General features: G+C 32.1%; 23 protein-coding genes. 15 read left to right on the top strand and 8 right to left on the bottom strand.

Going from position 1 to position 26344, the window contains the following annotated elements; all coding sequences use genetic code 11:
* Positions 1 to 4: 4 nt before the first annotated feature.
* From hemE to GCL57_RS00225, 6 genes are all read left to right on the top strand, one after another.
* Positions 5 to 1051, top strand: coding sequence for a uroporphyrinogen decarboxylase (gene hemE, locus GCL57_RS00250; RefSeq protein ID WP_152211248.1), 1047 nt, complete (start codon positions 5 to 7; stop codon positions 1049 to 1051).
* Between the two features lie 240 nt (positions 1052 to 1291).
* Positions 1292 to 2620, top strand: coding sequence for a hypothetical protein (locus GCL57_RS00245; protein WP_152211247.1), 1329 nt, complete (start codon positions 1292 to 1294; stop codon positions 2618 to 2620).
* Positions 2621 to 2687: 67 nt separating this feature from the next.
* Positions 2688 to 3602 carry an ABC transporter substrate-binding protein gene (locus GCL57_RS00240; protein ID WP_152211246.1) on the top strand — a complete coding sequence of 305 codons (915 nt, stop codon included), beginning with the start codon at positions 2688 to 2690 and terminating at the stop codon, positions 3600 to 3602.
* Complete coding sequence (locus tag GCL57_RS00235; RefSeq protein ID WP_152211245.1) at positions 3599 to 4597, top strand: FecCD family ABC transporter permease; 999 nt, start codon at positions 3599 to 3601, stop codon at positions 4595 to 4597. Before GCL57_RS00240 ends, GCL57_RS00235 begins: the two co-directional genes overlap by 4 nt.
* Before the next feature lie 3 nt (positions 4598 to 4600).
* The gene (locus GCL57_RS00230) at positions 4601 to 5605 is read left to right on the top strand and encodes a FecCD family ABC transporter permease (RefSeq protein ID WP_152211244.1); all 1005 of its coding nucleotides are present in this window, start codon (positions 4601 to 4603) and stop codon (positions 5603 to 5605) included.
* Positions 5606 to 5617: 12 nt separating this feature from the next.
* Positions 5618 to 6406: an ABC transporter ATP-binding protein gene (locus GCL57_RS00225; RefSeq protein ID WP_152211243.1), complete on the top strand. Its 789-nt coding sequence runs from the start codon at positions 5618 to 5620 to the stop codon at positions 6404 to 6406.
* Positions 6407 to 6485: 79 nt separating this feature from the next.
* On the opposite strand, the gene GCL57_RS00220 is transcribed toward GCL57_RS00225, so the two are convergent.
* Positions 6486 to 7781 carry a dicarboxylate/amino acid:cation symporter gene (locus tag GCL57_RS00220; protein WP_152211242.1) on the bottom strand — a complete coding sequence of 432 codons (1296 nt, stop codon included), beginning with the start codon at positions 7779 to 7781 and terminating at the stop codon, positions 6486 to 6488.
* A 220-nt stretch (positions 7782 to 8001) separates the two neighbouring features.
* On the opposite strand from GCL57_RS00220, the gene pepF reads away from it, so the two are divergent.
* From pepF to GCL57_RS00190, 6 genes are all read left to right on the top strand, one after another.
* Positions 8002 to 9816, top strand: a complete 1815-nt coding sequence (gene pepF / locus GCL57_RS00215; protein ID WP_161597512.1) for an oligoendopeptidase F — start codon at positions 8002 to 8004, stop codon at positions 9814 to 9816.
* 3 nt (positions 9817 to 9819) lie between these two features.
* On the top strand, positions 9820 to 10671 hold the full coding sequence (locus GCL57_RS00210; RefSeq protein ID WP_152211240.1) for a YoaK family protein: 852 nt from the start codon (positions 9820 to 9822) through the stop codon (positions 10669 to 10671).
* A complete protein-coding gene (locus GCL57_RS00205; protein WP_152211239.1) occupies positions 10655 to 11518 on the top strand; it encodes a purine-nucleoside phosphorylase in 864 nt (287 codons plus the stop codon). Before GCL57_RS00210 ends, GCL57_RS00205 begins: the two co-directional genes overlap by 17 nt.
* Before the next feature lie 24 nt (positions 11519 to 11542).
* Positions 11543 to 12088, top strand: a complete 546-nt coding sequence (hpt, locus tag GCL57_RS00200; protein WP_152211238.1) for a hypoxanthine phosphoribosyltransferase — start codon at positions 11543 to 11545, stop codon at positions 12086 to 12088.
* A gap of 217 nt (positions 12089 to 12305) precedes the next feature.
* A complete protein-coding gene (locus tag GCL57_RS00195) occupies positions 12306 to 12554 on the top strand; it encodes a hypothetical protein (protein WP_152211237.1) in 249 nt (82 codons plus the stop codon).
* Positions 12555 to 12711: 157 nt separating this feature from the next.
* Positions 12712 to 13476, top strand: a complete 765-nt coding sequence (locus GCL57_RS00190; RefSeq protein WP_152211236.1) for an Nmad3 family putative nucleotide modification protein — start codon at positions 12712 to 12714, stop codon at positions 13474 to 13476.
* A 37-nt stretch (positions 13477 to 13513) separates the two neighbouring features.
* Here GCL57_RS00190 and GCL57_RS00185 read toward each other — a convergent pair whose 3' ends face one another.
* A complete protein-coding gene (locus GCL57_RS00185; RefSeq protein ID WP_161597511.1) occupies positions 13514 to 15010 on the bottom strand; it encodes a DUF2079 domain-containing protein in 1497 nt (498 codons plus the stop codon).
* 403 nt (positions 15011 to 15413) lie between these two features.
* Here GCL57_RS00185 and GCL57_RS00180 point away from each other — a divergent pair, with 403 nt between their 5' ends.
* Entirely contained in the window at positions 15414 to 18140 is a 2727-nt protein-coding gene (locus tag GCL57_RS00180) for a M1 family metallopeptidase (protein ID WP_152211234.1), read from the top strand.
* Here GCL57_RS00180 and GCL57_RS00175 read toward each other — a convergent pair.
* The 6 genes from GCL57_RS00175 to mreC are packed head-to-tail and all read right to left on the bottom strand — an operon-like array spanning position 18109 to position 23575.
* Positions 18109 to 18720 (bottom strand): crossover junction endodeoxyribonuclease RuvC, encoded by a 612-nt coding sequence (locus GCL57_RS00175; RefSeq protein WP_152211233.1) that lies wholly within the window; start codon positions 18718 to 18720, stop codon positions 18109 to 18111. The two genes, GCL57_RS00180 and GCL57_RS00175, sit on opposite strands and share 32 nt — an antisense overlap.
* Before the next feature lie 24 nt (positions 18721 to 18744).
* Positions 18745 to 18963, bottom strand: coding sequence for a hypothetical protein (locus tag GCL57_RS00170; protein WP_152211232.1), 219 nt, complete (start codon positions 18961 to 18963; stop codon positions 18745 to 18747).
* Positions 18964 to 18973: 10 nt separating this feature from the next.
* Positions 18974 to 20095: a rod shape-determining protein RodA gene (rodA, locus tag GCL57_RS00165; protein WP_152211231.1), complete on the bottom strand. Its 1122-nt coding sequence runs from the start codon at positions 20093 to 20095 to the stop codon at positions 18974 to 18976.
* Between the two features lie 7 nt (positions 20096 to 20102).
* A complete protein-coding gene (gene mrdA / locus GCL57_RS00160) occupies positions 20103 to 22106 on the bottom strand; it encodes a penicillin-binding protein 2 (protein ID WP_152211230.1) in 2004 nt (667 codons plus the stop codon).
* Positions 22107 to 22134: 28 nt separating this feature from the next.
* Positions 22135 to 22683 (bottom strand): hypothetical protein, encoded by a 549-nt coding sequence (locus GCL57_RS00155; RefSeq protein WP_152211229.1) that lies wholly within the window; start codon positions 22681 to 22683, stop codon positions 22135 to 22137.
* Positions 22676 to 23575 (bottom strand): rod shape-determining protein MreC, encoded by a 900-nt coding sequence (gene mreC / locus GCL57_RS00150; protein ID WP_152211228.1) that lies wholly within the window; start codon positions 23573 to 23575, stop codon positions 22676 to 22678. Before mreC ends, GCL57_RS00155 begins: the two co-directional genes overlap by 8 nt.
* Before the next feature lie 171 nt (positions 23576 to 23746).
* Between mreC and GCL57_RS00145 the strand changes: the two genes are divergently transcribed.
* On the top strand, positions 23747 to 25294 hold the full coding sequence (locus GCL57_RS00145; protein WP_152211227.1) for a peptidylprolyl isomerase: 1548 nt from the start codon (positions 23747 to 23749) through the stop codon (positions 25292 to 25294).
* Between the two features lie 60 nt (positions 25295 to 25354).
* Positions 25355 to 26338, top strand: coding sequence for an NAD(+)/NADH kinase (locus tag GCL57_RS00140; protein WP_161597510.1), 984 nt, complete (start codon positions 25355 to 25357; stop codon positions 26336 to 26338).
* Positions 26339 to 26344 lie beyond the last annotated feature (6 nt).

The following is a 26344-nucleotide window of genomic DNA, read 5'->3' as shown; positions in this document are numbered from 1 at the left end:
AATTATGAACAAACTTCTTCTTGAGGCAGCTAAAGGAAATAAAACCAATAAAATACCACTTTGGCTTATGCGACAAGCAGGTCGTTACCTTCCAGAATACCGTGAGTTTAGAAAAAAGCACGACACCCTCAATATGTTTAAAACTCCTTCAATTGCTGCTGAAATAACTTTACAACCATTAAAAAGATTTAACTTACATGGAGCCATTATATACGCAGATATCTTACTGATTCCTGATGCAATGGGAATGGGTTTATCATTTGTTGAAAAAGAAGGTCCTCGATATGCAAAAACAATTCGCAGCAATGATGATCTCAAAAGTATTCTTCCAGCTGCAGAAAATATTGGGGAACTTATCCAAAAATTAAGTTACGTTGGCGAGACAGTTGAAAGAGTTAAATCTCAATTGTCACAAAATACAACTCTGCTTGGATTTGCAGGAGCACCATTTACAGTCGCAAGTTATATGATTGAAGGAGGAAGTGCGAAAGGTGAGTTTTTTGAGTGTAAAAAACTCATGTTTAATGATCCAGAAACTTTTCATCATCTTATGAAGTTATTAACAGATGTAACAATCGCTTATTTAAAAATGCAAATTAAAGCAGGTGTTGAAGCAATTCAATTATTTGAAAGCTGGTCAGGCGCGTTGGCTCCTGACCAATATCGAGAATTTTGTCTTCCCTATACAAAAAAAATTGTTGAAGAAGTTAAACAATTTGTGCCCGTCATCAATTTTTTAGGGCAAGGCGCAAGTTTAAGTGACGAAGCTCTATCTATTCAATCAAATGTTTACAGTGTTGATTGGCGCCAAGACTTAGCAAAAGTAGCAAAAAAATTTACAGGCAGTGGTATTGCTTTACAAGGAAATCTCGATCCATTGCTTTTGTATGCCCCCAAAGATTTATTAAAAGAAAAACTTAAAAATTGTTTAGAAATTGGTTCTCAATACACACATGGCTATATTTTTAATCTTGGACATGGCTGTACTCAACACACCCCTGTAGAAAATGTAGAGTTCCTTGTAAATTTTATAAATGATTTTAATCTTTAAAAAATAAAATCAAATAATCTATAAATTTAGTTTAAAATTTACATAAAAAAACAAATATTAAACTTTATTTCTAATTTATATCAATACCATTTAATATTATTGATATAAATTTATTTTTAAAATAAACTTGCATAATTTTTATGAATTGGTTATCAAAATTACGATAATGATTCTCAATATCATTATATCAATAACCCACAATAATAATTAAATATTTATTAATCTAAGGATTATTATTTTATGTCTAAAAAATCGAATAGTTTTATGCTCATGATGAGCTCCACCTGCTTATTAAGTTATGAAAATGTTTTTGCAAATGAAAAAGCAAAATATATCCATGGAAATAATCAAACTGAAAATTTAGAAGCAAGTCTTCTACAAACAAGCGAAAAAAAAGAAGCTTCTGACACATACCTATCTCCATATGGTTTTGTACAATTCAATTTAAATGTTTTTGATAGCACTCGAAGCAGCGCACCCGATCTATCAGCCGATCGCGTTCGTTTTGGTTTAAAAGGAAAATATGAAGATGTAGATGGTGCATTTGAAATACAGTTCAATGGTCAAACTGCAAAAAACTCAGGAAGTATTTCTGTCAGAAAAGCTGAAGTTGGAATTAAATTTTTTGATCATAATTCTGAGTATATTAAACATCATAACCGACTCTCATTTGGTGCATTACGAGTAGGAGGTGCGTATAACTCAGCTCCTTACTTTGCATCTGTAACAAACAAATATAAGCGTCAAGATGGACTCTATTTAGAAGATAATATTTTAATAAATGATAAAATAAAAATACAAATGGGAATAGGTGCTTTTCAAAGTATTTCTTTAAAAAAATTAAATTCTATTGACTCAAAAAAAGCTGGTCGTACAAAATCAAAATCAGCAACAATTCATACAAATTGGGGAGGAAATTCATTCAATGGTTCTATTGGATATTTAGGTAAATTAAGCGCCTCTTATTTATTAGATAAGAATCAAGAAATAAATCTTGCGGCATATTATGGAACACAAAATAACGCCCCACGTGCACAAAATGCGAATGGCGAGTTGACATCAAAAGGACATGTCACTCATATTGAAGGATCTTTAGCGTATAAAAATAACTCTATTTTTGGTTCTAAAGGTCTTATGTCGGATAATGGAGTCTCTATTTATTTTGACTATGAGAAAATTGGAAAACCCATAGATGTCATAAATTCTATTTCCACAACTCCAGCATATAATGACTCACAAGTCTCTCGACTTATAGGAATCAGTTTGGGCGGCGACACAAGAGCTTATTTAAGCAATATAATTAAAAAAGATGATAGAATTATTTATGCCATATCATATGCAAAAAGTGATGTCAGGTTTGATAATTCTGCAACAGAACTAGGCAATGGTAATCTTAATTATTCTGTAAACCAAATTGCAACTCAACTAGGCTATGGGCTGAATAAATTTGAAGCAGCTATAAACTATATTTATGAAAATTCTAATGAAAATATTTTCACAAATAGCGATGGTGTTTTAAATAAAAAAGATAATACAAAGTTTATCTTAACAGGATTATATAAGTTTTAATTAAACATTCATTTTATAATAATTGATTTATTTTTTATATATCAAAGAATTGAAAGGAAACATTCAAATGAAATCAAAAATGTTCAAATTTAAAATTCTTCTTTTTTTAGCTGCATTATGTACTTTTAATTTATCGTTTGCAAGTAGAGAAATACTCAAATTTAAAGAAGATATTTCTAAATTTAATTTTAAAGAACCTCCAAAAAGAGTTATTACACTCACTATCACAGGTATGGAAATTCTTGATTTATTAGGTATAACACCTGTAGGCATTACGGTCACTGCATCAGGAAAAATTCCAGATTATCTAGACAACGATATGAGCAAAATTACTTTAGTTGGTAAAACCTCACATCCAAGTCTCGAGCGTATAAAAGAATTAACACCTGACCTTATAATAATTGACAGAGTATATGAAGAACAAAGAGATGTCGTTTCAAAACTAGAAAAGATCGCACCTGTAATAAGATTTAAACCTTACTCATACAAAGAAACATTAGAGTACATCGACATATTTGCTGAGCTATTTCAGAAGCAAAATAAAGCAAAACAATTCAAAGAAAAATTTAATAAAGAACTTGCAAAAGCTAAAAAATCATTTCAAAATAAATCAATCAGCATATTAGCTATGTACAAGCCTCATGATAAAATTTGGGCATGGACCAACGACTCTTATATTGCTTCATTCATTAATGAAATAGGTGCTGATTATGTATATAAGGGAGAGGGTGATAAAAATAAACTAGACCTTGTTGAATTAAATGCTGAAAGAATATTAAAATTAAACCCAACAAATATTTTAGTTTTTGATGATCCCGGTAAAAATGTTTTAAAAGTTCTTGAAAAAAATCCTATTTGGAAAAATTTAAGGGCTGTTAAAAATAACAAAGTCACTGTGCTTGAACGTGAGCGTGGTTCTCGTAGCAAAGGACCTAAAGGTGCTTTATATATTTTAGAAAACTTAAATGAATTATTAAAATGAAAAAAACTGACTTAAAAATTTCCACAATTTTTATTGCATTAATTTTTGTTTTGCTTTTAGGAATGCTCTTAAGTTTATCATTTGGCAGTGAACATATAAAATTAGCAACAATTTGGAATGTTCTTATATCACAAGATGAAAATATAGATTCGATAATAGTAAATGCTCTAAGAGTGCCGAGAGCCCTTCTCGCTGCACTCATTGGAGCAAATTTATCTGTTGCGGGCGCTTTGATGCAATGTCTTACACGCAATCCTCTTGCAGAACCTAAAATGATGGGAGTTTCAGGAGGAGCATCATTCATTTTTGTCATTGCAACTTTTTTTCAACTTCCAATTTCACAAAATATTTTAACATTCTTAGTTTTTATAGGAGCCGCATTAGGAGGAACGCTTGTATATATTATTTCTTTATACAAAAATCCTTCTATTGGAAAACTTGTTCTTGCAGGTGTTTCAGTGAGTGGTTTTTTTTATGCATTAACTGCAGGCATGTTAATATTATTAGGAGAAGATGCGGGCGCAATTTATTCATGGCTTGCGGGGGGATTGGCTGGAGTTAGCTGGGATCATTTTTATCAAATACTTCCATGGTCAATTGCTGCTTTGATTTTTTCATTTGTAATAACCCATTATATGAATGCATATGCACTCGGAGATGAAATTGCAAAATCTCTTGGCGTAAACTTATTTAAAATAAGAATTGTACTTTGTTTATTAGTCGTAATTTTAACTGGTTGTGCTGTGTGTGTTTCGGGTGTCATTGGATTTCTTGGGCTTATAGTTCCACATATTGTGCGAAGAGCATTTTCAGATAATTTTAAAATAATGCTTCCTTTCACTGCACTTATTGGTGCTATTTTACTTGTTTTTTCTGATCTTATAGCACGAATTATATTCATGCCAATTGAAACCCCAGTAGGGGTTATTACTGCTTTTGTAGGTTGCCCATTCTTTTTATATTTAATTAGAAAAAACAGCGAAAAGGTAGTATAAATAATGAAACAAACTCATTTCAAATACAGTCATAATCAATACAGACAAATAATAATATTTTTTATATCTTTTATTTTCTTATTCTTGTTTATAGCAATCTGCAGTTTAATTGGAGATGCTAAAATAAATTATATAAGTCTATTTCCAAACGTTATTAGCAACTATTTAAACAATTCGATTTTAATTGAATATCGTTTACCAAGACTATTGATTGGAGCCTGCGTTGGGGCTAATTTTGCAATATCAGGAGCTATTTTACAGGCGGTTACAAAAAATCCGCTTGCTGCGCCTAACGTAACTGGTATAAATGCAGGTTCAAGTTTCTTTTCAGTTTTATCATTACTTATTTTTGCAAATACAAACTTTTTTATATTGCCTTTGGCTTCATTTACTGGAGCTATTTTTGCAGGTATCGTAGTTTATTTTTTCGCAAATAAAAAAGGAATAACTCCCTTAAGGCTTATTTTATCTGGAGTTGCTGTGGATGCTTTCTTCCATTCCGGCACAACATTTATTTTAGTAAATAATACAGAAGCAGTTGGTTCTATTTACGTTTGGTTATCTGGAAGTTTATGGGGAAAAGAATGGAGTGAATTTTTATTTATTCTTCCTTGTTCAATAATTGGAATTTTTGTTTCAATCGTCTTATCAAAAAGAATAAATATATTAAATTTAAGCGACGAAGTCATTATTGGTCTAGGCTTAAATATTAAGAAAAATCGCATTATACTTCTTATTCTTGCTGTCTTTCTTTCCTCAACTGGAGTCTGTCTCGTTGGCCCAATTGGCTTTATAGGACTTATCATTCCAAATATAATGAGAACTCTTTTTAAATATGACTACAAATTAATTATTCCTTTTTCAGCTCTAGGAGGTGCTTTTTTAGTTATACTCTCAGATACTATTGGAAGGTCAGTTTTAGCTCCAATTGAAATTCCAGCAGGGCTTATCTCATCTCTTCTTGGTTCTCCTTATTTTATTTATCTGCTCTTAAAATCGAGGTTCTAAGTAAAAACTCCAATGAATAAAATAAAATGTACAAATTTAAGCGTTTCATATTTTGATAAAATTGTTTTAAATAATGTAAATATTAAAATAGAAAAAAACAAAATAACGGCTTTAATTGGCAGCAATGGTTCTGGGAAATCAACACTATTAAAAACCATTGCCAGAATTATTCAACCTTCGAGTGGCCAAGTTTATTTAGATGGTAAATTAATTCAAAGCTACTCAAGTCAAGAAGTTGCAAGAATTCTTTCCATTCTTCCTCAGTCCCCTGAAGCTCCCCAAGAATTTACTGTGGAACGACTTGTTCAATATGGACGATTTCCACGCCAATCCTTTTTTGGATCATTAAATCAAAATGATTATGAAGCCATCGAATGGGCCCTCAAATCAACTCATATGATAGAATTAAAAAACAAGCGTTTATCTGATTTATCAGGTGGACAACGACAACGAGCATGGATTGCAATGGCACTGGCTCAAGAAAGTGAATATATATTTCTTGATGAGCCAACCACCTATTTAGACATGCGTCATCAAATTGAAGTATTAAACATATTACAAAGTCTAAATAAGAATCAAAATAAAACAATAGTTATGGTAGTCCATGATATAAATCATGCCGCAAAAATTGCTCACAATGTTATCGCAATAAAAAATGGGCAAGTTTTCACAGATGGTACAATTAAACAAATTTTAGATGAAAAAGTGATTGAAAATATATTTGGAGTTAAAGGAATTATAATCAATGATAAATTAAATAATATTCCACTTTTTTTCCCACTTGATGTCGTACTTGATTGAAAAAGTCGGAAAATAATCGTTATTATCTCGATTATTTCAATCTATGATAAATTATTATTTTATCGATTTAGATTGGTATTTATTTTTCTGAAATAGTTTTGGAGTTTGCAACTCTTTTAGATCCTAGCAGATCTTTTTCTCTCCGTTGAACAAGCTCATTCACAACCGAAGCGCAACAAATATTTCCCCAAGTATTAACCATGGTACGGAAACGATCGAGAATACGATCAAGTGGTAATAATAAAGTTATCGAAGAAACAGGAATATTTACTGCACGCAAAACAGTCACCATTGTTATAAGACCACTTTCTGGCACTCCAGCAGCCCCCATTCCTGCAACAATTGAAGTTATAAAAATAATAATTTGATGACTTAGTGAAAGCTCTAATCCTAAAATTTGAGCAAAAAAGATGGCTGCAGATGCTTCATACATAACGGTACTACCTAAATTAATTGTCGCAGTAAAAGGCATAACAAAACGATTGACATCATCACGCACTTTTTCTTTCTCTGCAGCGTCCATTGCCAATGGCAAAGTTGCTAATGAACTTGAAGTACCAAATGCGGTAACAAGAGCCGCTGATGAGTTTTTAGTAAATTGTTTTAACGCTCTTTTTGCAATAAATTTCACTGCAAGCAATTGCCAACTCATCTGCAAGCAAAGTCCAGCTCCAAACACCACAACAAATAAAAATAAGCCTTTAATATCCTGCATTAAATGCCCTTCTTGAACGGACTGCGCAACCCCTGTGCCAAGCAATGAAAAAATACCAAGAGGACTTAAAAGAATAACCCAAGTGATCATTTTTATAAAAACATTTCTCATACCCGTAAAGAAAACCGAAACAGATTTCGCAGCTTCTCCACAAGATGCGCACGCAATTGCAAAAGCAAGTCCAAATAAAACAACAGGCATAATTTCAAATTTAACGGCTGCTTCTAAGATATTTTGCGGGAAAAGACTGGTTATAAAGATTTCAAAAGTCATTGGAGCATTTTGCTGTAATGTTGAATCTTTTCCTAAAATCAGAATTGGATCAATCCCAACTCCTGGTTTAAAAGTATTAAATAAGAAAAGTCCGATGAGAACAGCTGTGCACACACTTGTTAAGATATACAAGAAAGTAAACAAACCAATAGAACCGAGTTTTTTTAAGCTCCCCATGGAAGTAACAGCACTAACCAAAGCTGAAAAAATAAGAGGAAGTACAAGCATTTTGAGCATATTAAAGAAAACTTCACCAATCCATCGGATTGAAATCATAAACTCAGGAAAGAGAGTTCCCATAAAAAAACCTAAAAACACTGACAAAAATATAAGTATTGTGTTAATATTGTTAAAATTCAAAAACTTTTTATTGTCTTGTTTGACCATAAATCTAATCCTTTTCAAAAATCAAAATGGGAGCAGACATTATGATTATTTTAGAAAGAATACAGTGCCTGAGTTTGGTACCCTACTATTATTATTTCATATATTAAAAAATAAATTAAATTTACTCGCATAATATCAATTAGATATTGTAGAGTCATTTTGTGCTTATAAGTTTTATCCAAAACAATTATTTGACACACATCAAATGAAAGGAAGACTCATGAAAGAAATGCAGAAAATTAAAAAGAGAAATGAAGTAAAAACAGAAGAGACTTGGAATTTAAGCGATCTTTTCAAAGATTTTAAACATTGGTCAAATGAATTTAATAATTTACCAAATGAAGAAAGTCTAGAAAAGCTCGTTGAAGACAAGTATAAATCAAAACTCTCTTCTTCACCTGAGCTTATTTATGAATGTATAAAATTCAAAGACGATCTAAATCACAGACTTGAAAATTTATTTGTCTATGCTTCCCTCCGTAACACAGAAGATGTTGCAAATAAAGAATCAAATGAAGCCGTTGGAAAAATTGAAATAAAATTATCTGGATTAATGGCAAAATTTTCTTTTTTAGAGCCTGAATTATTAAATATAAAACAACTGACAGATTGGCTCAAAAAAGAACCTCTTAATACATATCAATTTAGATTAGAAGAACTCATTAGAAAAAAAGCACATATATTAACTGAACAAGAAGAAAATATATTAGCAAGAATTTCTGTTTCCTTAAATATGTTTGATGAAATCCATGGTAAATGGAATAATGCAGATTTAAAGTTTTTACCTGCACTTGATTCAAATAATAAGGAACATCTTGTTTCAAATTCAAGATATTCATTAAATTTACAATCAAAAGATAGAGAGTTAAGAAGAAATACTTTTAATTCATATTTCAGTGAAATAAGTAAATGGCGTAACACGATAACATCAAATTATTATGGAAATATGTTAACAGGTTCAACTATTGCAAAAATTAGAAAATTTTCTGGTTTTTTAGAAGCAGAGCTTTTTGATGATAATATACCAACTTCATTGTATGATGGCCTTATAAAATCTATTAAAAACAATATTGATCTTCTTCATCAAAGTATGAAACTTCGCAAAAAACTATTAAAAATAGATGCCGTCAATCCGTTTGATCGCTCTGTTTCTTTATATGAGAGCAAAGAAGAAATAACTTTTTCATGGGAAGAAGGCAGAGACTTAGTCTTAAAAGCCATAACACCGCTTGGCGAAGAATATGTTGCAGTAGCAACTCAAGGGTTAACAATAGACAGATGGGTTGATAGAGCTGAAAATGAAGGTAAAAGATCAGGAGCATTTTCTTGGGGGACTTACAGTTCTCGCCCATATATGTTGCAATCTTGGACTGGCACGTTAAGTGATGTTTATACTTTAGCTCATGAACTTGGGCACTCGATGCACTCTTATTATAGTAACAAAAATCAACCATATCATAACTCAGGTTATACTATTTTTGTTGCCGAAGTTGCCAGCACACTCAATGAAGCTTTATTAAGTGATTATATTTTAACCCATATGCAAGATTCTGAGTTAGCTAAATCTGTACTTTCAGAAAATTTAGAAAACTTTGAAGGAACCGTTTTAAGACAATGTCTCTTTGCGGCATTTGAAAGAGAAGCTTCTTTAATTGCAGATAAAGAAGAAGCATTTACTCCAGATACACTAGAGGAAATTTATATGAATTTAAATAAATTTTGGTATGGAGATGAATGTAATTATCCTGAATTTATTAGATACGGATGGATGACAATTCCTCATTTTTATTCGGCATTCTATGTTTATAAATATGCAACGAGTTACTGTGCATCTCTTGCCCTTGCAGAAAACCTTCGTAAAGATAAAAATCAAACCAGAGAAGATATATTTCGCTTTTTAAAAGCAGGTGGCTCAAAACCCCCTCTCGAAATTTTAAAAGATGCGGGAATTGATTTTTTAAATAGCGATCCTGTAGGAAATGCTTTTGCAAATTATAAACGTAACATTGAATTGGCAGAAAAAACTTTTGGATAACAAATGATCCCTCATTTTTCTTCAAAAAATACGAAAATATTTCTACTCAGTTTTGCTCATAAACTAGGACTAGGATCTGTTTTAGCATTCGTGGCCGGACTCGTAAATTCAGTCGGATTTTTAGGGTTTGGCCAGTTCGTTTCACATGTTTCAGGCCATGCAACTTTTGCCGCAGTTCAATATTCTGAGCAATATTATACCCTCGCATTGACATCATTCTCAGCACTTTTCTTCTTTATTACGGGTGCAGCATTTACAGCCATTCTTTTGAAAGGAAAAACCGTAGAAGACATAGATACAACTTATGCCTGGCCTCTATTTATTGAAGCTATTCTACTTTTTTATGTTGTACTTGGCAGCTTTTATTATAACGATATGCTTCTTACTAAAGACTCTTATGGGCATGCAAATTATTTTCTTATTTTAAGCTTTGCCATGGGGATGCAAAATGCGACTCTAAGAAAAGAACAAGGTTCGCATATACGTACGACCCACATGACTGGAACTGCTACCGATATTGGCGTTGCTATCGGCAGCGCTTTTGTAGGGGGAGTCTTAGAAATTTGCCAACGTATTAAAATATCGAAAAAGAAAAAAGAAATATCACATACTTCTGAGATCCTTGTAGATTCTGTAAAGGTGTTTTATATCAAATCCCGAGTAGAAAGACTTTTCCTACATGTAACGACTCTTTTTTCATTTGGAGTGGGTGCAATAGTAGGAACTTTTGGTTTTTTAAGATATCACTTTTTTATTCTTACAATACCTATGTTCCTACTCTTTGTAATTACAGTGTTCGAAATTCGATCAAGAAATATTAAACGAAAGCTGAGAGAAAATGATAAATCAAAGTAACTCTTTTAAAAATGTTCAAACCAGCAGTGAATTCCTCAAAAGATGGCATCCTAAAGCTCCTGATATTTGTATTGTTTTAGGATCAGGACTTTCCAATGCAATTCCAAATATAGCAGAAATGAAAAATCTTCACTTCTCAGAAATTCCTGGATTTAAATCAGCAAATGTTGCTGGGCACGCAGGGGATCTTCGAGTTGGAGAAATTGAAATTCAGTTACCAAATGGAACAACTAAAAAACGTGAAATAGCTTTTTTAAGAGGAAGAAACCACGGATATGAAGGTAACAATGCAGGTGAAGTCGTTCACAATGTCAGAAGTATGATATCTTGGGGGGTTAAAGGAATTATATTGACAAATGCAGCGGGCTGTTTGAATACCGATTGGGAATTGGGAAGGATGATGATCATCTCTGATCACATAAATTCTACAGGAATGAGCCCACTTAACGGTGAATTCGGAGAAGGCTTTGGTGCTCGTTTTGTCGATATGACCTCCTGTTATACAATTTCTTGGCAAAAGCAGTTTGCAGAAACTGCACATGCTTTGGGCCACAAAATATATAATGGAGTTTATTACGGTGTAATGGGATCTCAATACGAAACTCCCGCAGAAATTCGTATGATGCAAATGCTTGGAGCAAACTCTGTAGGCATGAGCACTGTGCTTGAAGCCATTGCAGCACGTCAGCTGGGTGCTAAAATTGCTGGAATCAGCTGTCTTACCAACTATGGTGCTGGACTCAAACATAAAGTCTTAGACCACTCCGACGTCATGGATATGGGCTCGCTATTTTCCCAAGATATGGCCAATATTGTCCTCAAAACCGCAGTCGCGCTTGAGGTTTAGTCTAAATTTAGCGAGGCTTTGTATATGCAAATTCAAGTCAATGACAGTTTAATGAATGTAAATGTTTTATTTAGTGAAGCTGATATTCGAGAAAGAATTAAGCAACTATCTGAGCAGATTAATAAAGATTACGGAACAGAAAACACTCTGATTATCTTAATCGTGTTGCATGGAGCGCTGCTTTTTGCATCCGATTTAGTCAGAAACTTAGGTATGCCAACTGAAATTGAAACTGTTAGAATTAAAAGTTATGAAGGCACATCAAGTACAGGTAATATTACCCTTGTCACTCCTCTGCCAAAAGATCTCACTGACAAACAAATTCTTGTTATTGAAGATATTGTTGATACAGGTCGCTCAATTGATTTTCTACTAAAAGAACTAAGAAAAACAAATCCAAAATCTATTAAAGTTTGTTCTTTATTAGACAAGCCAGAGGCACATGAGTTTCCTGTAAAAGCTGATTACGTTGGTTTTGAAATTGCTAAACATTTCGTCATTGGTTATGGCCTCGATCTCGATGGTAAATATAGAAATCTACCTTATGTTGCAGACCTCAAAAAAGCTTAATTTTTTCAAAGTCTAAAATTTTAAATATCGTCAACTATTTGACAATGAAACCTCAATACTTTTTTTTTGAAAATGGAATAAAAAAAAAGTATTTTTAGTTTAATATATATGAGAATCCAATGCAGAGTTCATATTATAAATTGCCGTTGTAAAGGACTCTCAATCTTTAATGAAAAACATCCGTTGCGCAAAAAGCCCGGATAAATGGAGGTTTCCTATGAAACTAATTCCGATGATTCTTTCCTCTGCTTTGATCTTGTCTGTTTCGAGTCCTTCTTTCGCTCAAAGCACAACAGCTGCTGCTGAACCGACTGCTGCACCAGCGCCTGCAACAAGCACAGCACAAGCAGCACCGGCAGCATCGGCAGCATCGGCAGCACCGGCAGAGCAACCTAATAAACATGAAAAGAAAGCAAAGAAGAAAAAAAGTAAAAAGAAAAAAGAAGATGGTGCAACTCATCAATAATATTTTATCTTTTAAACTTTAAACCACTGTCCTTATTAATTTAAATGGCAGTGGTTTTTTAATGACATTTTTTTGCCATTTTTTATCTAAAACCTATATAATATCTCATAATATTAAAACTGTTGAAGTACTTTATGATTTATATAAAGGAAGCGATATGAACTGTGCTTTGCTTTTGAAAGTTGGCGCAAATTTAAAAGAAAATCAAGGATTATCACCCATTTTTAGTGACAACTCGTTTGAATACATTCCAGCACCTCTTGAAAGCAGTTTTAATAAAAATAAAAAGCACAATCATAAGCACTATTCACATTTAAACTGTCAAAACACAAATTTACATGGAATGCACTTGAGTTCATTTGTCGAAGAGGGAACCGCACATTTTGATCCAGAGTTCTATACATTTACATACGGTGAAACTCGCAAAGCACAAATAGCTCAACTCAAAAATCTTAATGATGATGATTTACTATTATTTTGTGCCTCATTGCAACTCTACGATACGAAAGAAGCAAATTTTATTTTAAATGGAAAAGCAAACTTATATATTATTGGCTATTTCATTATCGAAAATTCAATGCAAGATATTCTTGAATTAAAAGGACCAATCGAAGAGGAAAATCTTGGTAATTTTAAAACCAGTTGTAATGAACATATTATTTACAAAGACAGTCATATTGTTACACCAGCAAAAAAGCCTCTTCTTCTTATTCAAGGTGATACGCATCGTTCCGTTTTTTTTAAAAGACCCTTAAAAATTGCAGAAAGCTTTACTCCACTTCCTAAATACGTTAAAAATTGGAAAATGGAAAAAACAAAAATTACAGACTCAATAAAAGTCTGTCTTAATTATAGCCAAATATTAAGTGATTTAGAAAAGCATGCCAAGAATAATCATTGGACTGAATGGAATATTCCTTAACCCATTCTAAAGATTATTTTACCTTCTTTAAAAAGAGTTAATCTATCTTATATAAATAATAATCCTTATAGTTTGAAACAATCTTTGCATTAATAGGTGTTTTTATTTTATATATACCATTATCAAGATAGATAAAGTAATTCACGCCTAGAAACTGTTCCGGACTAATTTCACTTGTATATTCTTTCAAAATAATTTTTTCTCGTTGTCCGACAAAAGGAAATACTGAACTCGTATTCGTTAAAACCACATAATTTAATGGTAAATTTTGCAATTCATATGTAAATTTAACGTTCTCTTTATTTTTATGTAACTCTTTCATTCCTTGAACTGGATTAATAAATAGAAATTCAAAAAAAACAATAATTGAAAACGACAGTAAAAGTCTTTGATTAAAAAACAAATTTTGTAATTTATTTTTTTTTATTAAATGTTTATATCCAAAAAAAGCGCATATACACAATGGGATTACAAGCTCACCTCCATATTGATTTTTATAATCAAGTAAATTTTTTCCACTTGCTAGTATTGAAGTATAAATTAAAGGAAAAGCAAAAAAAAGTGCTTTAAATCCGCCTTTCAAATATAAAATAACAGGTAATATAACATAAAAAATGTATATTATATTTTTTGATTGAAGCATAGCAATTAACCAATTTTGAGTTTTTAGAAATGGTGACAAAGCTACTTCTAACATAGTATTTCCTAAAGTAGAGTAATAGCTTATAAAATATGAATTACTTTTATCATACAAACTCACCAAAATAACTTTAAAATAAAGCATATAAATTATACTACCCATTAAAAACAAAGCCAAACCTGCTTTTTTATCAAATGATTTTCCAAAGATAATCATCAATAAACCTGAAAAAATGAATGTAATAGCAACTGTTTCTTTTAGAGATAAAGCCATTAGAGAGAAAAATATAATTTTAATAATTGATTTATTATACCACGAAATAAAAATTAATAAATAAAAAAAGGGAACAAGAGCAAGTTCATGGAATTCATATGAAGATAACCCATCCCAAAAAGGAGAACTTAAACAAGTTAACAATAAAGTTATTTTCTGAACAATTGGAAAGTCAAATTCACTATTGATAAATTTAATACCGATTACAAGAGTTAAAGACAAGAAAATATAGGCCGTAGAATATAAAAAAATACTTGGGTAGGGAAGATATTTAAAAGGAAATAAGAGAAAAAGATAAGGTTGAAAATGGTTTCTAAAAAATGAAGCATTATTTTCAAAAGATACTAACTGATAAGTTCCATTTAAATATGGATTAGATAATGCTTGAAGAAAAAATCCAGTATCATAGCCTGTATCTGTTAAATAAAATCCTTTCAAACCATAAGAAAAAAATAGAATAAAAAATACAATTACTCCACATTTCCAAGGATTTATAAATATCCACTTAGAAAATATTTCTAAATAAGAATTTAATTTATTCTGTATTTTTAATATTTTCCCATCTAATATATTTGGATATAATAAAATTAAAACAGCTACTAAAACCGAATTTATTCTCATAATATCTTTTGTGTAAAAGCCAAAAATAAAAAATATACACAATAAAATTGAAAAAAACCATATTACGGGTATAAGTAAATACGAATACCTGAATAATAAATTTCTAGTTGATAGCAAATCCATAATTCTACACTGCCTTTCACAAGTTTAAAAATAATAATAATTTTTATAAAAATGAAAAATTATTGCTCGCATTTTTCTATATCTACCTCAATAAAAAAATAGTATTCTCAATGCTACTTGCCATATTTAAAATAAGCTATTTTAGCAAGTTTATCTCCAAAGCAAATTAAAATTTATCTTTATAATAATTTTTAAAATATATATACCTAAAGTCAAATTAACTATTGAATTATTTAACTTTTTTGTTTAAACAAAACTCATACAAAAGGGGGATTCGCTGATGATACTCGGTTCACATTTAGAAAAAATATTTGATAATACACAGAAAAACTCAGAGAACTCATATGGAATGACTCATTTTCCAGCAAACAAAAATAATAAACTGAACTACGACAGTGACAGACCTATTGAGCAAAGGCATATTTATTTAAAATTAGATATTGATTTCAAAAATAAAACCCTCTCTGGAGTTGCCTATATTTTCTTTGAATCTAAAAGTGAGCTTCTTGAAAAAGTACTCATAGACTCAAACGAATTAAATATTTTCTCTGTCTTTTTTGCTCCCATAAATTCTGATGACTCTGTCTTTAATAAAAAAAACTCCGATTTATCTTTAAAAAAACTCGAAAAAATATCATATATCGAATGTGAATTTGAGAGCACCAGCGAAAAATTAAATGTAAATATTCCAAAAAAAATAAAGGCTAAACAATGGTTTCTACTTAAAATAAAATACTGCACTATAAATCCTCGTTCTGGCATTTATTTTATCCATAAAAACACTCAAAGTCATGCAAAATACAACTGCCTTTGGACTCAAGGCCAAGATGTAGACACATCTTATTGGTTTCCTTGTCAGAATGATCCTCGCCTTAAAATCACCACTGACTTAGAAGTCACATTTCCAAAGGAATGGAATGCGCTTTCCAACGGCTTAAAAATATCTGAAAAAATTGAAAACAATAAAAAATACCAACATTGGAAAATGACAAAACCTCATTCACCATATCTTGTAGCACTTGCAGCTGGTGAAATGGAAATTTATACGGACACATGGCGAAAAAAAGAAATTTCTATTTTAATTCCACATGAGCATAAGAAACAAAAAGAAATTATTTTAAATGAAACAAAAGAAATGCTGGAATTCTATTCTAACTATTGGAATTTTGAATTCCCATGGGAAAAATATGGACAAGCATTTATTGCTGATTTCATGTATGGAGGTATGGAAAATACGACTCTCACAATAAATACAGATGAAGCATTGGGCCCTGTGCAGTTTAGTTCAGGAACAGATTTTAGAAGTATTCTTATTATGCATGAGATGGCACACCAATGGTTTGGTGATTTATTAACATGTAAAAGCTGGGCTCATGGCTGGCTCAACGAAAGTTTTGCAACTCATAGTGAACTATTGTGGGACGAACATGTCAATGGAAAAGTAAGTGGAATTTTTTATGCAAGAGATGTCTTTTTAGAAGATTATTTAAATGAAGCAAATTCATATTTTCGCCCAACTGTTTGCTATCAATATGAGTTCCCCGGAGAAATTTTTGATGCTCATCTATATCAAAGATCAGCACTTTTTTTAAACTATCTAAGAGATATTTTTGGCGAAAAAACATTTCAAAAAATAGTAAATTATTATTTGACTAAATTCTCATATAAAGCAGTTGATACCTTCGACTTCATGAATTCAATTCAAGAATGCACTGGGATAAATGCGGCGCCTTACTTTGATAACTTTATTTTTAGAGGAGGTCATCCTGTTTTAGATGTTAATGTAAATCTTTCTCCATTAAATGAAAATTTTGTTGAAATAAAAATTGAACAAAAGCAAAATATCTCTAAAGAATTTCCTTTATTTCAATTTGAAACATATATTGCTATTTATTATGAAAATAATATATGTGAAGAAGTTAAAATCACAATCGATGAAAAAATTAAAAAAATAACTTTACCACTCAAACAAAAAATTTCTTTTTGTATTTTTGATCCACGCTCTACACTTCTTGCAGAAACTACGCAAAAAATTCCTGAAATCCATTGTCGGAATATTTTTAAACAGAGTGACCCTAATTTAAGTTACATTAAATATATTGCATCATGCTCTATCTTAACTCACTATAGCACACAAGAAAATGTAAATCATATTTTAGAATGGTTAAGAGAAGAACCCTGCTTTAGGGCACGCATATCTGCCTATAAATTACTAACGGACAAAGGTTCACTCTATGCATTAGAATTATTATTACAAATTGATGAAAAACATCCCATATCTCGTGCCAATTACATTTCTGCACTAGCTCAATCTTATCAAGAAAATCCCACTAAAACTTATGATATTTTATTAAAAATTGTGCATAATGAGAAAGAAAATTTGCATTCACGCAATGCAGCTCTGAGAGGAATTCTCCATTTAAGTAAAAACTATTCAATCTTTAGAAAAGAAGAAAATAGAAAGAAAATACTTAAAACTGCTGAAGAAATTATTGAAGAGGAATCTTATAATGGTTTTCTTGAAAATGCAGCATTTTCTCTTATTGGTGAGCTTGGAAATAGTAAATATATAACAAAACTAACACCAGTGGCTGAAAATATAATTCAGCATTGGCGGATCATCAATGGTTCTTTATCTGCAATTGCTAACATTGTAGTAAGATATCCTGAATTACGTTCTGAGGTTCGCCCTATATTAAATCGTTTTACTTCAGCATATTTTCCAATTCGCACCTGTATGACACTTCCTAATTTATGGATTACATCACAAGATCCTTGGTATGAAAATTCTTTTTATCAATTCCTAAATCGGAAAAATTATGGACTCTTTTCAATGTTAATTCCAAGAGCAAGAAGATCTCTCGAAAAATTCGTAAAAAATATTGAAAGAGAAGCTTTAGGAGAAAAATTCGTCGAAATGATAGAGCTTAAAGAAAAACTTGCAAACTTAGAAAAAGAGATAAAGGAACTAAAACTTATTTTGCCTTTAAAAGAGAAGCAAAGTTAGAAAGATGAATTCTCCCTTTTTTTCTTTTTTTCTGCCAATCGATTAAAATATTTTCATTTGAACTTGAATTTGACTCTAAAGTAACAGATGAATTTGCAAAAGAAGAATTTCGATTGCGCATAGCATCCGCACAGGCAATTGCCAATGCATCAGTGGCATCGTAAGGTAAATTAACAAAATTAAATCCGAGCATGGAAGACATTATTTTTGCAATAGCTGATTTTTCAGCTCTTCCATTACCTGAGATTATTTTTTTAGCTGAGGTGGCGCTGATTTCTGAAATTACAAGTCCCAATTGATGAGCTTCAGACAAAATAACCCCACGCGCATGTCCTAAAAATAAAGCCGTTCTTGGGTTATCAGCTAAAAAAGAAAGTTCAAGGCATATATGACTCGGCTTATAAGTTTCTACAACCCTTCTAAACTCTATTGCTAAAGTTGCCAATCGAGGGGGGAGTTCTTTTTGTGCATCTAATTTCCATGCACCTGCAGCAATGGCCTTTAAATTTTTTTGTTCAGATAAGTCTACGACTCCATAGCCTGCAATTCGAGTGCCTGGGTCAATACCAATTATACGCATGAGAAATGTATTTTCATAAGCATATTATTTCGTCTTAACTTCTGTTTCTTGTCTGTTACTTTTTAATTGCTCAGAAGAATCTTCAATTTTTAAGTCACCTTGTAATGGAGCTGTTATTATATTTTCTTTTTGTTCATATGAAGTAGCAAAAAGAAAAATAATTACACATACACAACTCACGATGAAACTGCCAAGAATAAATACAATTATCCTGAATTTAGTTTTGTCCGATTTTTTTGACAACAGTTTACTCCTAGAAAGAAGTTGTCGATAAATGCCTCTTTCGTTCTACGGCAACAATAAGACCAATGCAACTCATTGCTGTAATCATGTGAGTTCCTCCATAGCTAAAAAAAGAAAGAGGAACTCCAACGACTGGAAATACACCTAAAACCATGCTAATATTTATTATAAAATGAAAGAGGAAAAAACCTCCAACCCCAACCGAAACCAATGCAGAAAAGGAATCACGTGCACGATCGGCAGACTGAAAAATCTGAATAATAAGAGCAGAAAATAAGAAAATAAGGAGAATACACCCCACAAAACCATGTTCTTCAGCCCAAACAGAAAAGGCAAAGTCCGTATGCCGTTCTGGTAAGAAATTGAGTCGTGCTTGAGTTCCTTGACCAAACCCCTGTCCCCACAGACCACCACTTCCAACCGCAATCATACTTTGAATGGAGTGATAGCCCGATCCACGCGGATCAAGCATTGGATTAATAAAAGTTAAAACCCTTTGCTTTTGATAATCATATAAAACAAAATTCCATGCTAAAATAATAAATGAGATAACAATGATAAATAAAGTTAAAATACTTTTTCCTCGAACTTTAATTGTTGCTATTTGTAAACCTGAAATTAATAAAACAAGACTTGCGGTTCCAAGATCAGGTTGTGCAAGAATTAATAAAAATGGCAAAGCAATAAATAAGATCTGTCGCCATAAACTCAGCAAAGAAAACTCTGAAAAACCTTTCATCATATTAAAACTTTGTGCAACCATTAAAATAATTACAAATTTTGCAAATTCACTGGGTTGCAAGCGAATTGGTCCAAGCACAAGCCAACGCTCTGCACCTTTTGCACTGCGTCCAAAAATATCGACAGAAAAAAGCATTATGCAGACAAGAATATATCCAAGAAGGCTTAGCCGCTCAATGCTTTTTAACTCTAAAAAAACACCCCAAAAAATAGCTGCTAAAGTTCCTAATAAAATAAAAGTTATTTGATCATAAAAACGCATTGAATTTACTGTTGCATTTGTCGCACTGTATAAATTATATAAACCAATTAAGATAATGGCGTACGCTGTTAAAATAATACCCCAAGGCATTCCTTTAAATTTATCGCGCAATAAAGAAAGTAAAACCATACCGCCATTACCTCAATTCATCAGGAATATTTACGGGCTCTGTTTCGTTATTATCGTCATGCATTTCAATAACGTCATCTTGTGACACCCCATCTCTTGCACCATTTGGCATGTGAGTTGACATGGCTGTTTTGCTTGAACCTACAAATTTTTCAGGAAATTTTTTCCGCCAAAATGCTTCAATAATCTGTTGCGCAATTGGAGCAGCATTGGCTCCACCGCCTCCTCCATCATATTCACTAAAAACAACAACTGCTATTTCTGGGACATCACTTGGACTGTAGGAAGCAAACCATGCATGATCAAGAGCTCGAAAAGCAATATCTTCTTGATTGACTCCTTTTGTGAATTTTAATGCAGATGTTTGTGCTGTTCCTGTTTTTCCAGACACAGTAAAGCCAGGAACTCTTGCTTTTTTTGCTGTGCCTTCAGCAGAGTGCACAACCTCATAAAGTCCTTTTTTAATCACAGCGATATTTGCTGGATTTAGTTTTATTTCTCTTATTAAAGTTTGACGCTCTTCAAAAATAATTTTTCCTTGATTGTCTACTATTTTCTTTAAAAAATGTGGTTTATATAGTTTCCCACCATTCCCCATTGCAGCAAATGCATTTAATATTTGAATAGGAGTGCATAAATTAAAACCTTGTCCTATGGATGCATTAATTGTATCACCGCTCAACCATGGCAACCCTTTTGTTCTGAGTTTCCATTCTGTCGAAGGAGAAATCCCAGGCAATTCCATGTTTAAATCAAGACCTGTTCTCTCACCTAAACCAAACAATCTTCCCCATTTTGAAATACGATCAATTCCTAATAAATTTCCAATATTATAAAAAAAGACATCACAACTTAATTTTAAAGCATTTTCTAAGTTAACAGAACCATGCCCTGTGTGTTTCCAACACTTCCAGCGCCCATTGCCCAAGACAAAAAAACCTGGACAATTGTATTTTCGATCGGGAGTAATAACTCCCTCTTCAAGAGCTGCTATTGCAACCATTATTTTAAAAGTTGATCCTGGAGGATATGCGCCACCAGTTACTTTATCTAGGAGAGGTTTAAAAGGATTTGCTCGAAGGGTTTGCCAATCTTCCATAGTCAAACCATCTTGGTACATAGAAAGTTTATAATTTGGGTTAGATAAATAAACAAGAATTTCACCATTACGTGGATCAATTGCACAGACAGATCCGTTTTTATTTCTAAACGCTTCAGTTGCTACTGCTTGTAGCTCTGAATCAATAGTTAAATAAACATCATTTCCTCTTTGTGCTGCACGACTTAAATTTATTGAAATATCTGAAGAAGAATCTGGTTGTAATCGTCCAAGAGCATCAACCAACAATGCTTCACGACCTTCACCTCCACGTAAATATCTCTCATATTTTCTTTCAATTCCTGCTTTTCCAATAATTGATCCCACACGATATTGATAATTTGAGACTTGTGAATTCAAAATATCCAATTCTTTAGATGTTACTTCTCCCAAATATCCAAATAAATGAGCTGATTCATTTCCTAAGTAATCTCGACGAGGGGCTGAATCTACGTCTACCCCAGGTAAAAAGAATTTATTTGACTCAAGTGTTGCCACTTCATGTAATGATAAATTTCTTTTTATTCTAACTGGAACAAACTTTGGGTTTGCTTGTGACTCAACCAGTTTTCTTTCAATTTGATTAACTGGAATATGAAATAAATCGGAAACAATTGATAATGTTTTTCCTTTATTCTGCAAATACTGAGGAATTACGATGAGATCAAAAAAAAGCCGATTTGACAGTAAAATGCGACTCTGCCTATCGTAAACAAGACCTCTTGGCGCTGGTCTTGTAATTTCTCTCACACGATTGCGTGCAGATGCGACTGAGAAATCGGAACCCTTAATAATTTGTAAATACCAAAGTCTTGCAGTTATTGCTGCGGTAATACCTAAAAAACAGGAAACAATAATATTTCTCCGTTTCGGATCTGAAACCGATTCTTGTTTTGATCGATTTTCTGCCATTACATTCTCTCCAAAACATCAAACGCATTTAAATCTCATTGATTTTCTTTTTTTCATGCGAAGGAATATACTCAAAAAATGAATCTATATAAATTAGTAATCTAAAAATAGGCAATGATACAATTATTGTTACAAAAAAACCCTGCCATGATGCAGAGATTAAAGATAAAAATGTTGAAAATCCTCTTGGAGATATTGTAAAATAAAATAGTAAATATTTTAAAATAAATAATGATAAGAAAATAAATATTTGCCCTAAAAAGCTTGTAATTACAAATATCCTTGAAAGTAGATTTGAAAAAACCAAAACTAATAAGAAATACATTATATAAAATCCAGAAGGAGCAGCAGATGAAATTTGCATGAGCAATGCAGCAAAAAGGATTTTTATAATAGAAAGAAAAAGAAAATGTTCTATACACATGTAAATAACAACAATACTGACAACATCAATATAAAACCAAGGCGACGATAATTGTGCTAATAAACAGGATTGGAAATAAATAAAAACGATAAGAATTAAAAGTGAAAAAATAAAATGCGCTGTTTTGCTTCTTAAAAGATTAACATTAGCCACCGGATTTCTCCGTATTTGACTCTAAAAGTTTCTTCATCCATTCAACGCCACCAACTTTACGAATAACATCTACTTCTCTATTTGGATTTAAAAGAACCAAAGCTTCTGATAGATCGGCGAAACCAACTTCAGGGCGCACTTCTACTATTTGTGTCACTCCGTCAGATCCAATTTTTATATTAGAAACTTTCCCAACAAGTATTCCACTGGGAAAAGAACCTGTCAGTCCACTGGTGACTATTTCATCACCGACTAAAATGCTGCTCCCACGCTCTAAATATTTAAACTGTAATAAATTAGCGAGCCCACCTTGTAACACTCCCCTTCTTCTATTGCGTGAAACTATCACATCTAAGTTGCTGTTTGGGTCGATAATTAAGAGAATATCCGAGTGACTGACCCCAACCCGCATGACAACACCAACGACCCCTTCCTCAGCAACAACTCCCATACCATGTTGTATACCAGATTGAGTTCCTTGATTAATTCTAACATTTTTATAAATGAATGAAGGATCAGAGCCCGTAACTTCACAGGTTACAAATTTAACAGATGTTCTTTCTGTCAGATTGAGTAATTTTCTCAATCTATTGTTTTCAAGAACAATATCATCAAGAGTTTTGATTTTAACTTTGAGCTCCGAATTTGCTCTTTGCAATTCATCTACTTCATTGCGTGCATTTTTTAAATCTATGTAAGAATGATAAGAAGAGTAAATAAAATGACTTGTTGATAAAAATATCATTTCAATAGGTTTACTGATTGTATAGACAAATTTCTCGAGAATACTCAGTTCTTTTTTTGATGTATGAGCCGTTGAAAAAAAGAACATAGTAAAAATCAAAGCAATAACTGCAACTAACCAAAATCCATAGCGGCGAAATTGTAGCATTTTCAACCCATAATTTTTATGTCTAATTTAAAAGCAATTATAGCGATTTTATGTATCTTGTAAAATTCTAAGTCTTTTTCTTTGGAAAATAAAGTTCATATCTTGTAAAGTTTGAAATTATCCGCAAAAAATGCGAGATAATGTTGACGGTTTTTTGTAGAGGAGTTCACTGTGCGTCTGAATACTAAAGTTTTTTCATCGGTTAGCACCAAGTCACTCGTATTTGGCATTGTCATTGTATTTGCCTGTGCTGCATTCGTTTTCACGGGATTTGGTAGTTTAAACCCAGGTAATTTATCAGGTCTTGATCCAAATACAATTGCTAAAGTCGGCTCTGAAAAAATCGACCTTCAGCAATTTTCAACTGCAATGTCCGCTCAAGGACTTTCCAATTCCACTCCACCCGAGCAAAAAAAAGCTGTTGCTCAACAAATTATCAATCAGTTGATTCAACAAAAAATTCTCAACGAACAAGCGAAAAAAATAGGGTGGACTGTTGATCAATCTGAAATTGCATCGCTTATTAAAAATGTTCCAATTTTTCAGAATCCTCAAACACAACAATTTGATATTCAATTATTAAAACAATATATAAGTCAACAGCAAATGACAGAGTCCTATTTTTATTCGTATTTAAAGCAACAAATAGAAATTCAAAAAATTCATAATCTCATTTATATGCCTATTGTATTGCCTGGAAAACTTCTTGAAGTTGAAAATCAAATTAAAAATTCAGAATTCAAATTACAATATGCTGTTATTGCACCATCAGATTCTTTTCTAAAAAAGAAAATATCTGAAGCATCCCACAAATATGTTGAAGACAAAACAAACTTAGCAAATTTAACAACCCTTTTTGAAAATACAAAAAATCAATATCAACAAAAAGCTCAAGTTAAACCACTTTCAATTTTAATCTCATACAAAACAGCGCAAAGAGCACAAGGTGATGCACTTAAACGTACAAAAGATGAAGCAACAGCTCTTGCTAAACAAATTGAAACAAAGTTAAAATCCGGTGCTGACTTTTCTAAACTTGCAACTGAAATGAACGATGATGTCATTGCAAAAAGTAATAAAGGCGACATTGGGTTTGTCGATGACACACGTATTGATAAAGAATCTATGAAAACTTTATTAACATTAAATGCAGCTAAACCGTTATCCCACATTATTGAAACTCCATTTGGACTTCGATTATTTAAATATGTTGATACAAAACCAGCTGTTTCTAAAAAATTTGATGATGTTAAATATCAACTGGCAGAACAACTAGTCAGTCCTCAAGTACAAAGTTCAATTGAAAATGAATTACAAAAAAATATTAATGAAGTTATTGCTGCAAAGAATATTTCTAATTTAAATAAAATTATGTCAGAAAATAATATCACCTGGCAATATCTAAATAAGCCTTATAAAGTCTCTGAATCATATATTGTTGAGCTTGGTATGACTGAAGAACTTGCAGCTAATATATTTTCTTTAAAAAACCCAGGAGACACAGTACCAAAAATTCTGAGTTTTGGTGCAAAAAAAGCAATTATCAAGTTGGTGTCAAAATCATCCGCTCATTCTTTGACTCCTGAACTGGTTCAAACAATTAAAAATCAAATACTATCTAGTACAACTCAAGAGTTTGTAAAGAGCGTTCAACAGTCACTAACTAAAAAATATGAAAAAGATGGTAGCATCAAAATAAACACTGCTTTGTTAAATTGAGTTTGAGTTATTCCATGAAAAATAATAAAGCAGTTTTCGCCACTTTAAGAGGTGATCATTTTGCAAAGTGAAGTTGATGTCTATATTGTCCAAAAACAAACAACATGGGAACGCTATACGCAAAGACCTTTAAATGTTGACTTTTTTGACTACTTAGAACGGGATGGACAGACCCATCAGCCCCTTCGTTTTGCACATGAAGAGCATTTGAAAAGTCGAAAAACATTAGTAGAGAGCTTAGAAAAACATTCATTGACGTATAAAATATTTAACTTAGATGAAATTGCACAAAATAATATCTGTTTCTTTAATGAGAATTGCTCTCAATCAGGACTGCGCCCGAATCGAAAACTTGTCATTTCGCTCGGAGGTGATGGAACACTTCTACACGCAAGTCATCATCTTGGAGCAGATATTATTTTGCTTGGAATCAATTCTTGCCCCGAACATTCGGTAGGACATTTGTGCCCTATTAGTCCAAAATATATTGATAAAGCAATAGAGTGTTTTGTAAATAATGAATTTAAAACAAAATCAATTCGCAGATTAAAAATTGAAACATCACATAAACAAAATCTTCCCTTGGCCTTAAATGATGTTTTACTTTGTAATAGACACCCAGCAGCAACCAGCCGTTACCAAATTTCCGTTTGTGCTGAAAATGGTATGAAAGAAATTGAGTCTGAAAAACAGCTTTCAAGCGGACTTTGGGTTGCCTCAGCTGCAGGAAGCACTGCAGCAATTTCGGCATATGGATTTAAGAAATCTGATATAAATTCTAAAGAAATTCATGTCGCAGTGAGAGAGCCTTATAATCCTCGCCATGAGGTTCTAAAAATGAAAAAGTTCACGTTAAATGGCGATAAAAATTCACTCTCTTTTTTTTCGAGAATGCGACAGGGCTTAGTCTGTGTCGATGGTCCTGATTTTTGCACTCACCTAGGTTTTGGTGACTCCGTGCATATTAGTTTGCCCGAAGAGTGTTCGTTAAAACTTATTCTTGACTTTTTAGGCAAAGTTCCGACCTTTTCATTTGATAAATAAGTACAA

This window comes from Fluviispira multicolorata, from assembly GCF_009208585.1.
In the GTDB taxonomy this organism is placed as follows: domain Bacteria; phylum Bdellovibrionota_B; class Oligoflexia; order Silvanigrellales; family Silvanigrellaceae; genus Silvanigrella; species Silvanigrella multicolorata.
This window is presented reverse-complemented; position numbering and strand designations above follow the sequence as displayed.

What these genes read in the sequence shown, in the direction of transcription:
- hemE (WP_152211248.1), top strand. Translation starts at nt 5, where the DNA reads ATGAACAAACTTCTTCTTGAGGCAGCTAAAGGAAATAAAACCAATAAA.
- GCL57_RS00245 (WP_152211247.1), top strand. Translation starts at nt 1,292, where the DNA reads ATGTCTAAAAAATCGAATAGTTTTATGCTCATGATGAGCTCCACCTGC.
- GCL57_RS00240 (WP_152211246.1), top strand. Translation starts at nt 2,688, where the DNA reads ATGAAATCAAAAATGTTCAAATTTAAAATTCTTCTTTTTTTAGCTGCA.
- GCL57_RS00235 (WP_152211245.1), top strand. Translation starts at nt 3,599, where the DNA reads ATGAAAAAAACTGACTTAAAAATTTCCACAATTTTTATTGCATTAATT.
- GCL57_RS00230 (WP_152211244.1), top strand. Translation starts at nt 4,601, where the DNA reads ATGAAACAAACTCATTTCAAATACAGTCATAATCAATACAGACAAATA.
- GCL57_RS00225 (WP_152211243.1), top strand. Translation starts at nt 5,618, where the DNA reads ATGAATAAAATAAAATGTACAAATTTAAGCGTTTCATATTTTGATAAA.
- GCL57_RS00220 (WP_152211242.1), bottom strand. Translation starts at nt 7,781, where the DNA reads ATGGTCAAACAAGACAATAAAAAGTTTTTGAATTTTAACAATATTAAC.
- pepF (WP_161597512.1), top strand. Translation starts at nt 8,002, where the DNA reads ATGAAAGAAATGCAGAAAATTAAAAAGAGAAATGAAGTAAAAACAGAA.
- GCL57_RS00210 (WP_152211240.1), top strand. Translation starts at nt 9,820, where the DNA reads ATGATCCCTCATTTTTCTTCAAAAAATACGAAAATATTTCTACTCAGT.
- GCL57_RS00205 (WP_152211239.1), top strand. Translation starts at nt 10,655, where the DNA reads ATGATAAATCAAAGTAACTCTTTTAAAAATGTTCAAACCAGCAGTGAA.
- hpt (WP_152211238.1), top strand. Translation starts at nt 11,543, where the DNA reads ATGCAAATTCAAGTCAATGACAGTTTAATGAATGTAAATGTTTTATTT.
- GCL57_RS00195 (WP_152211237.1), top strand. Translation starts at nt 12,306, where the DNA reads ATGAAACTAATTCCGATGATTCTTTCCTCTGCTTTGATCTTGTCTGTT.
- GCL57_RS00190 (WP_152211236.1), top strand. Translation starts at nt 12,712, where the DNA reads ATGAACTGTGCTTTGCTTTTGAAAGTTGGCGCAAATTTAAAAGAAAAT.
- GCL57_RS00185 (WP_161597511.1), bottom strand. Translation starts at nt 15,010, where the DNA reads ATGAGAATAAATTCGGTTTTAGTAGCTGTTTTAATTTTATTATATCCA.
- GCL57_RS00180 (WP_152211234.1), top strand. Translation starts at nt 15,414, where the DNA reads ATGATACTCGGTTCACATTTAGAAAAAATATTTGATAATACACAGAAA.
- GCL57_RS00175 (WP_152211233.1), bottom strand. Translation starts at nt 18,720, where the DNA reads ATGCGTATAATTGGTATTGACCCAGGCACTCGAATTGCAGGCTATGGA.
- rodA (WP_152211231.1), bottom strand. Translation starts at nt 20,095, where the DNA reads ATGGTTTTACTTTCTTTATTGCGCGATAAATTTAAAGGAATGCCTTGG.
- mrdA (WP_152211230.1), bottom strand. Translation starts at nt 22,106, where the DNA reads ATGGCAGAAAATCGATCAAAACAAGAATCGGTTTCAGATCCGAAACGG.
- mreC (WP_152211228.1), bottom strand. Translation starts at nt 23,575, where the DNA reads ATGCTACAATTTCGCCGCTATGGATTTTGGTTAGTTGCAGTTATTGCT.